The following is a 6,946-nucleotide window of genomic DNA, read 5'->3' on the forward strand; positions in this document are numbered from 1 at the left end:
GGCGACCCGGGTCACCTCGTCCGCAAACGACGACAACTGGTCCACCATCGTGTTCACCGTGGTGCCGATCCGCAGGAACTCCCCGCGCACCGGCTGGCCGGCGATCTCCAACGCCATGTGCTGGGACAGGTCCCCCTCGGCCACCGCCGCTATGACCCGCGCCACCTCGTGGGTCGGCCGGGCCAGGTCGTCGATGAGGGAGTTCACCGCCTGCGTCATGTCGGACCAGCCGCCGGGGTTGCCCAGGTCCTCCATCCGCAGGGTGAGCCNACCGTCACGGCGGATCACCTTACTGACCCGGGCCAGCTCACGCGCGTGGCGCTCCTGGATGGCGGCCAGCTCGTCGAACTTGCGCACCACGTCACCGGCGTAGCCGTCCCGCGCCGCGAGGCGGGTCGAGAAGTCGCCCTCGCACAGGCGGGNCAGCCCNTGCAGGAGATCCGCGATCAGCTCGTCGGCGGCGGCCCGCGACGCCCGAGTGTCGTCCACGGGAAGGGATGCATGGGGCACGATGGTCGCGGTAGCGTCACCGCCTGGTGCATCCAGATCATGACGAGCCGAGGGTTGCGGGTCGTATGCGGGGCTCATTGGTCTCCTACCTGAGCTCAGTCGACACGATCGTCTCGGGTCCCGGGCCGGGCGGAGGGCCCGGGTCAAGGGCGGTCTCCCACGGGCACCGGCGTGGGGCGGCGTCGGTGGACAGGTGACACCAGCCGCCAGTATCCGCCTCACGATGGACAACGCAGGAGAGACTGAGTACATGTATGGCGCAGCAGGGGGTGGGACGATGCCGGCGCGCGCCATCGCGTTGCCACCGACGCCCGACTCCCCCCGGGCCGCCCGGCGCTTCCTGCTCGAGGCGTTGCACGGGCAGCTGGACGACGACCTGCTGGACTCCGCGCTTCTGCTCGTCACCGAGCTGGTCACCAATGTCGTCGTGCACGCGGGCACCTCGGCCACCGTGGAGGTGCGCGCGGACGGTGACGGCGTGCGGGTCGGGGTCACCGACCGGCATCCGGTCCGCATCGGCATGGCCCGGGTAAAGAAGGTCGAGGACGCTGACTTCGGCATCGACGGGCTGCGCGAGGACGGCCGCGGCCTCGCCCTCGTCGACGCGCTCGCGACGAGCTGGGGGACCGAGCACGGCCGCGGTGGCAAGACCGTCTGGTTCCGCCTGGAAACCGCCGGCGACGGCTCGCCCACCGCTGCTGTGACCAGTCCCGCTGTGGCTGTGACCTGTCCCGCGCCCCGCCCGGTACCGGCCCCCGTGGTACCGGCGCCGCGTCCGGTCCGGCTGATAGCCCGGGACACCGCCCGTGCCCTCACCGCCGAGGGCGAGGTCAGTGAGCTGCTCGCGCAGCTGGTGGACGCGCTCGCGGTCACCGCCGGGCTGGTGCGGCGTCCCGGGCGCGACGGCGGCCGGTCGGAGACCGTGGCCACGCTCGGGGCCGTCGGCCCGGTTACCGAGGCGCTCTTGTTCCCGCTGGATCCGACGCAGGAGAGCCTCGGCGAACTGCTGCTCTGGCCGGCGGCCGGCGGCCGCCCGAGTGGTTCGGGCGGCACCAGCGATTCGGGCGGCACCAGCGATTCGGGCGGAGTGGGTGTCCCCGGCGACGTCCGCCGGATGGATGCCGCCGCGGCGGCCGGGCTGGACCTGGAACGCATCCGCCTGACGACCCGATGGATGGCCCTGGCCCTCGGCGGCGGCGACATGCGACGCGCCGAGGAGCGCCGCATCGGGATGCTGTCCTTCCTCGCCGAGGCGTCCGATCTGCTGGCGGGCAGCCTGGACCTGAGCCGCTCGCTGGCGCTGCTCGCGCGGTTGCCGGTCCCGCGGCTGGCCCAGTGGTGCGCGGTGTACCTGCACCGGGAGAACGCCGATCCCGCCCTGTGGGCGGCGGCACACGCGGAGGAGAACGCGGCGGGCGCCCTCACCGCTGCCGCGGTCGACCCGGACGGCCCGTTGATGGCGGCGGTGCGCTCCGCGAGCGGAGACCGAGTGCGTTCACTGACCGCGCTNGGCGGACCGGCGCTCGTGATGGTGCTGCGGGCCCGGCGGCGGGTACTCGGGGTGCTCGCGCTCGGCCGCCCCGAGGGCAACGCCTTCGCCGCGGACGAGATCGATCTGCTCGCCGACCTCGCGCGCCGGGCCGCCTTCGCGGTCGACAACGCCCGGCTCTACAGCCGGCAGGTGGAACTGGCCGGCACGCTCCAGGCGGGTCTGCGCCCACCGGAGCTGCCGATGATCGAGGGACTGGATCTCGGTTCCGCCTACGGCGCCGCGCAGTCGGCGGGTCTCGACGTCGGCGGCGACTTCTTCGACCTGCTGTGGGGTCCGCTCGGCTGGACGATCGCCATCGGCGACGTCTGTGGCAAGGGTGCAGAGGCCGCCACCGTGACCGGGGTGGCCCGCGCCGTCCTGCGGCTGCTGACGGGCCGGGGTACGGAGCTCGGCGAGGTGCTGCTCGAGTTGAACCGGACCCTGCGCGACGCCGCGTCGTCTCATCCGAACGGGCAGAGTCGGTTCTGCACCCTGGCCGCCGCCACGATCATGGCGCCGGCCGGCGGACCCGCGGAGGGCGAGCCCGCCGACACCGACACCGACACCAGCACCAGCACCAGCACCAGCACCAGCACCAGCACCAGCACCAGGATCCGACTGCGGCTGTTCCTCGCCGGCCATCCCCAGCCGGTGGTGCTGCACGCCGACGGGCGCGCCTCGCTCGTCGGTCGCCCGGGAACCCTGCTCGGCGTCCTCGACGACGACGAGGTCTCGTTTCCGGGGTTCGAGATCGTCCTGCGCCCGGGCGAGTCACTGGTCTTCTACACCGACGGGGTCATCGAGGCCCGCAATGGCGGGAAGCTGCTCGGCGAGGACCGGCTCCTCGACGCGATCGGGGGATGCGCAGGCCTGTCAGCGCAGGGGATCGCGGATCGCGTCCTGGCCGCCGCCGAGCGGTTTGCCGGCGGCAACCTGCGCGACGATGTCGCGATCCTCGTGGCGCGCGTGCCCGGCTGACCGGCATGATGGACGCTTCGGGGTACCTCCGAGGCGCCTCCGCTACGCCCGCGGGCGTCCCCCCGGGCCCCGCGGGCACGAAGGCCCACGGAAAGGAGGCGCCACCGGCACCGCACCGGATGCCAGATCGACATAGCCTCAAGAGGTGCGATCCGGAAACAGAGGCTTCAATCCCCACCCAGTGGGTAGAGCCACCTCGATATCCTCGCACAGGCTTGGTGGTCGATGAGCGCGTCTTCGGTCCCGATGGATGTGGTACGGCAGGCAACGTCCAGTTGCCCACCCGCAACCCACATACTCGCCGAGCTCCCCTATCTGCCCTCCGCCGTCCCGCAGGCCCGCAGGGTGCTCCGCGAGGGCATCCGGCTGGCGGACCTTCCCGAGGACCTGCGCGGCACCGCCGAGCTGCTCGTCAGCGAGCTCGTGACGAACGCGGTCAAATACGGGCAGCCGCCGCTGTGGCTGCTTATCGAGATACGGCCCGGTCTGATCCACGCGTCCGTGTCGGACACCTCGACGGTTCTGCCGCAGCGGCGTGAGGTCGCGCCGGACGCCGAGGGCGGTCGCGGCCTGCTGGTTCTCGACACGTTGGCGGGCAGCTGGGGGACGGTGGCGGTCGAGTCAGGGAAGTACCTGTGGTTCGACCTGCCCGTGCCGGTTCCGCCGGCGCCGGTGGTGGGTCGGCGGTCCGCCTCCGTCCCCGAAGCCGACGGCGCGGCCTCCCCGGGCGCCGGGAGCTCCTCGCTGCCCGAGGGGCCGTCGTCCGCCGACGGGTCGTCNCCCGCCGAACCCACCGAACCTACCGAACCCACCGAACCCACCACTGTGACCCGCTCTGCCCCGGCCGCCCGGTACTCCCCACCGATCCGTCCCGCGCCACGTCCCCCGGCCGCCTCCGCATCGGCCCTGCTGTCGTCCGCCTTCGGGATGTCCCCCTTCCCGGTCCTGTCGAGGCGGCCGGGATCGGACCGTGCCGGATCAGGCCGCACCGGAGCGGCACGCGCGGGTTGGGAGGCGGCCCGGCCAAACGACGCCGAGGCGGCCGTCACGATCATCACCAACGGCCCCTGACGCCGTCACGTCATTCCCCGCCCGGCCCTCCCCCGCAGCGGATGGGTCCGGCATGGTTGGCGAATCACCCGATCAGCGGCTCAGCGGCTCAGCGGGTCAGCGGGTCAGCGGGTCAGCGCAGAGGTTCTGTGACGCCGGTTACAAAAGGGCGTGCGCTACTTGAAAAGCAATGCGGCACTGAATCGTGACGCCGCGTGACGTCACGATCGTCCAAGCGGGCCTCGCCCCGCCGCGGGCCACGTCCCGTCAGACGACGGACGTCCATCCCTGCCCGACGACGCACCGCCAGATGCGGCCACCCGAACCGGTCGAGCCCCCGATGACGAGCTGGCCCGTGGTCACGCAGTCGGCGGGCTGCGGATCGGTGACGCTGATCCGCACCCAGGGATGCAGGATGTCGTTGCCCTGGTGGACGTTGAAGTTGTCCCCGAACACGCCGGCGCCGCCGGCCTTGTTGACGGCGAAGATGGGTTGGTTCAGATGGTCGTAGACGATGAACAGCTGGCCGTTGGGCCCGCCCGTCGACTGGATACGAAGCCCCTCAGCGCTCTGGTTGGTCGCCCGGAACACCCAGGGGTTGCCGGTGAAACCGCTCTGCGCGTAGGCGTAGCCACCGCCGCCGAGCAGCCCGCCGACAAGGGTCGCCGCGCCGAGCACGCTGATGGTCCTGAGACGATGTAGGTACGAAAACATGGGTCTTCTCCCCGATCGATACTCCCGGCCGTGTCCTGATGTGACTCCCGATCGGCAGTCACGGCTGATCTGATAGGAATGCCACTATAGATTGCTAGTTATCTATTCATTGTGACAGAAGTCCTAATTTTGACCAGCCGAACGGGCCAGAACCACGACACATCGGCCCCCGCCGTCCGCAATGTCCCGTTTGGGCGCCAGGTCGATAAACACTGCGTATCGCCCCATCAACAGATTGTCAATAACCCGAAAAATGCGACTTGGAGTAATATTGTCTAGAATGTCAGAAATAACTGCCATGGCGGCTGGAGCGATGAGCTTGAACCTGGTGCTACCTGGTGCTGAAGGAACATTCCTCTCCCGGGTATCCGATCAGCTCGACCGATCGGTGGGGAACGGAGCATGCCGTGTTCCCCGAAGCTCGATGCGCCGGGCCCGGGGGTGGCCGAGGAAATCCGGCAGTGCGAACTCGTAGCCGTACGCNCCCGCCATGGGGAAGACGACGACGTCACCCGGCCGCACCCGATCGACCGTGATGTCACGGGCGAGGGTGTCCTCCGGCGTGCACAGCTCCCCGACCACCGTCACCGGACGACCTTCGACCACCGCCTCCCGCGTGTGCTCCGGCTCCGGCCCACCGTTCCGGCCCGATCTCTCCACGACGGCGAAGTTATGGACGATCTCCCACGATGTCGGCAGCGCGAAATGATGAATTCCGCCACGCAGAATCACGAATTCCGTCCCGTAGGAATGTTTGACGTCGATCACCTCGGCGGCGTACCAGCCGGAGTCGGCCACCAGCATCCGCCCCGGCTCGAAGATTACCCGAGTTCCGTCCGGCACCGGCAGCGAACTTAGTCCCTCACCAAATCGGATTAGGTCAAAGGGCCGGTCACCGCGCCGGTCCGGTTCGAACGGAACCCCGAATCCACCGCCCACGTCGACCATCCGCAGCTCGATCCCGGCCACGGCAGCCGTCCGGACGGCGAAATCGAGACACCACCGGACGTAGCCCAGATGGGCGGCGGCATCGAGATTGCCGGACACTGCGTGGACATGGAATCCGACGACGTCGATATGGGCCAGATCCGCCGCGAGTTCGAGCGCGGCGGGGACCTCCGTTTCGGGGATGCCAAACGCACTCGGCCGACCGCCCATTTGGAGGGAGCCTGCCAGGCCTACCTGGGCCGGGTTGACGCGCACCGCCGCCCGCACCCGACGGCCGAGCCGGGCCGCGACGGCGTCCAGGCGGCGCAGTTCGCCGAAGCTCTCGACGTTGACGACGTCGACGTCGGCCGAGACCAGCGCGGTAAGCAGGGTCATCGACTTTCCCGGTCCGGATGCGACCAGGCGGGGACGTCGGGCGGAGTCGACCCGGCCGTACGCTGCCTGCGCCAGGCGCACCTCGTGCGCGGAGGAGACCTCGAAACCGTCGATGCCCCGACCGCTGGCGCCGGTCCTGGCGTCGCTCCTGGCGTCGCTCCTGGCGTCGGTCCTGGCGTCGGTCGGGGTGGCGCCCGGGCTGGAGTCACTCCGTTCCCGCCCCGACCGAGGGATGTCCGGACCGGTCCCACGCAACAGGGCGTCGAGTATCGGCGGAAAGCTGTTGGCCTTGACCGCGTAGCAGACCTCCGCCCACATGGGCAGGCAGGCCCGCAGCGCCGCGGCGTTCCGCGCGGCCGCCGCCGGGTCGTAAAAGTAGGCGCTGACCTCTCCGGCGCCGGCCGGCCAGGCACGCACCGCGGTCAACACCGGACGGGGGAGGCTTTCGGCGGGCAGGGCGCGCAGCGGCGCGGCCGAGGGCGGCAGGTCCACCAGATCGACTCCTCACTCCAATCAGTCGTCACTCCATCAGTCGTCCGAGACTCCATCAGTTGTCCGAGCTCAGCCGCGTCCCTCGCCAGGGACAGGACAATCCCCTCTGCCGCCAGGCGCACTGCCGCCAGGCGCACTGCCGCCAGGCGCACTGCCGCCAGGCGCACAGGAGCGATGGCGTGTGGCGCGGGCTGCCGAGTGCGGACGCATGGTCCAGAAGGGTGGTCCAGACAGTGGTCTCGGATGGGTGGTCTCCACCTGGACCCGACGCTGTCGGTTAGCCCGATGGTGGGGCGACGAAACACGGATCGGATCCGCAAACGGTGCCTGATACATCACACGGNNNNC

Annotated in this window: 5 protein-coding genes; 2 read left to right on the plus strand and 3 right to left on the minus strand. The window is 70.4% G+C overall.

Annotated features, from left to right (window positions below):
- The coding region (locus CED_RS13815) for a HAMP domain-containing protein (RefSeq protein WP_160172394.1) at positions 1-588 on the minus strand (588 nt) is incomplete at its 3' end.
- Positions 589-760: 172 nt separating this feature from the next.
- Here CED_RS13815 and CED_RS13820 point away from each other — a divergent pair.
- On the plus strand, positions 761-3,019 hold the full coding sequence (locus tag CED_RS13820; protein WP_035911232.1) for a SpoIIE family protein phosphatase: 2,259 nt from the start codon (positions 761-763) through the stop codon (positions 3,017-3,019).
- A 246-nt stretch (positions 3,020-3,265) separates the two neighbouring features.
- Positions 3,266-4,090: an ATP-binding protein gene (locus CED_RS13825; RefSeq protein ID WP_235187082.1), complete on the plus strand. Its 825-nt coding sequence runs from the start codon at positions 3,266-3,268 to the stop codon at positions 4,088-4,090.
- A 246-nt stretch (positions 4,091-4,336) separates the two neighbouring features.
- On the opposite strand, the gene CED_RS13830 is transcribed toward CED_RS13825, so the two are convergent.
- Both CED_RS13830 and CED_RS13835 read right to left on the minus strand, forming a co-directional pair.
- A complete protein-coding gene (locus tag CED_RS13830) occupies positions 4,337-4,783 on the minus strand; it encodes a hypothetical protein (protein ID WP_011438422.1) in 447 nt (148 codons plus the stop codon).
- A gap of 372 nt (positions 4,784-5,155) precedes the next feature.
- Complete coding sequence (locus CED_RS13835; RefSeq protein WP_035911239.1) at positions 5,156-6,598, minus strand: diaminopimelate decarboxylase; 1,443 nt, start codon at positions 6,596-6,598, stop codon at positions 5,156-5,158.
- Positions 6,599-6,946: the final 348 nt, after the last annotated feature.

Source organism: Frankia sp. CeD (assembly GCF_000732115.1).
GTDB lineage: Bacteria > Actinomycetota > Actinomycetes > Frankiales > Frankiaceae > Frankia > Frankia casuarinae.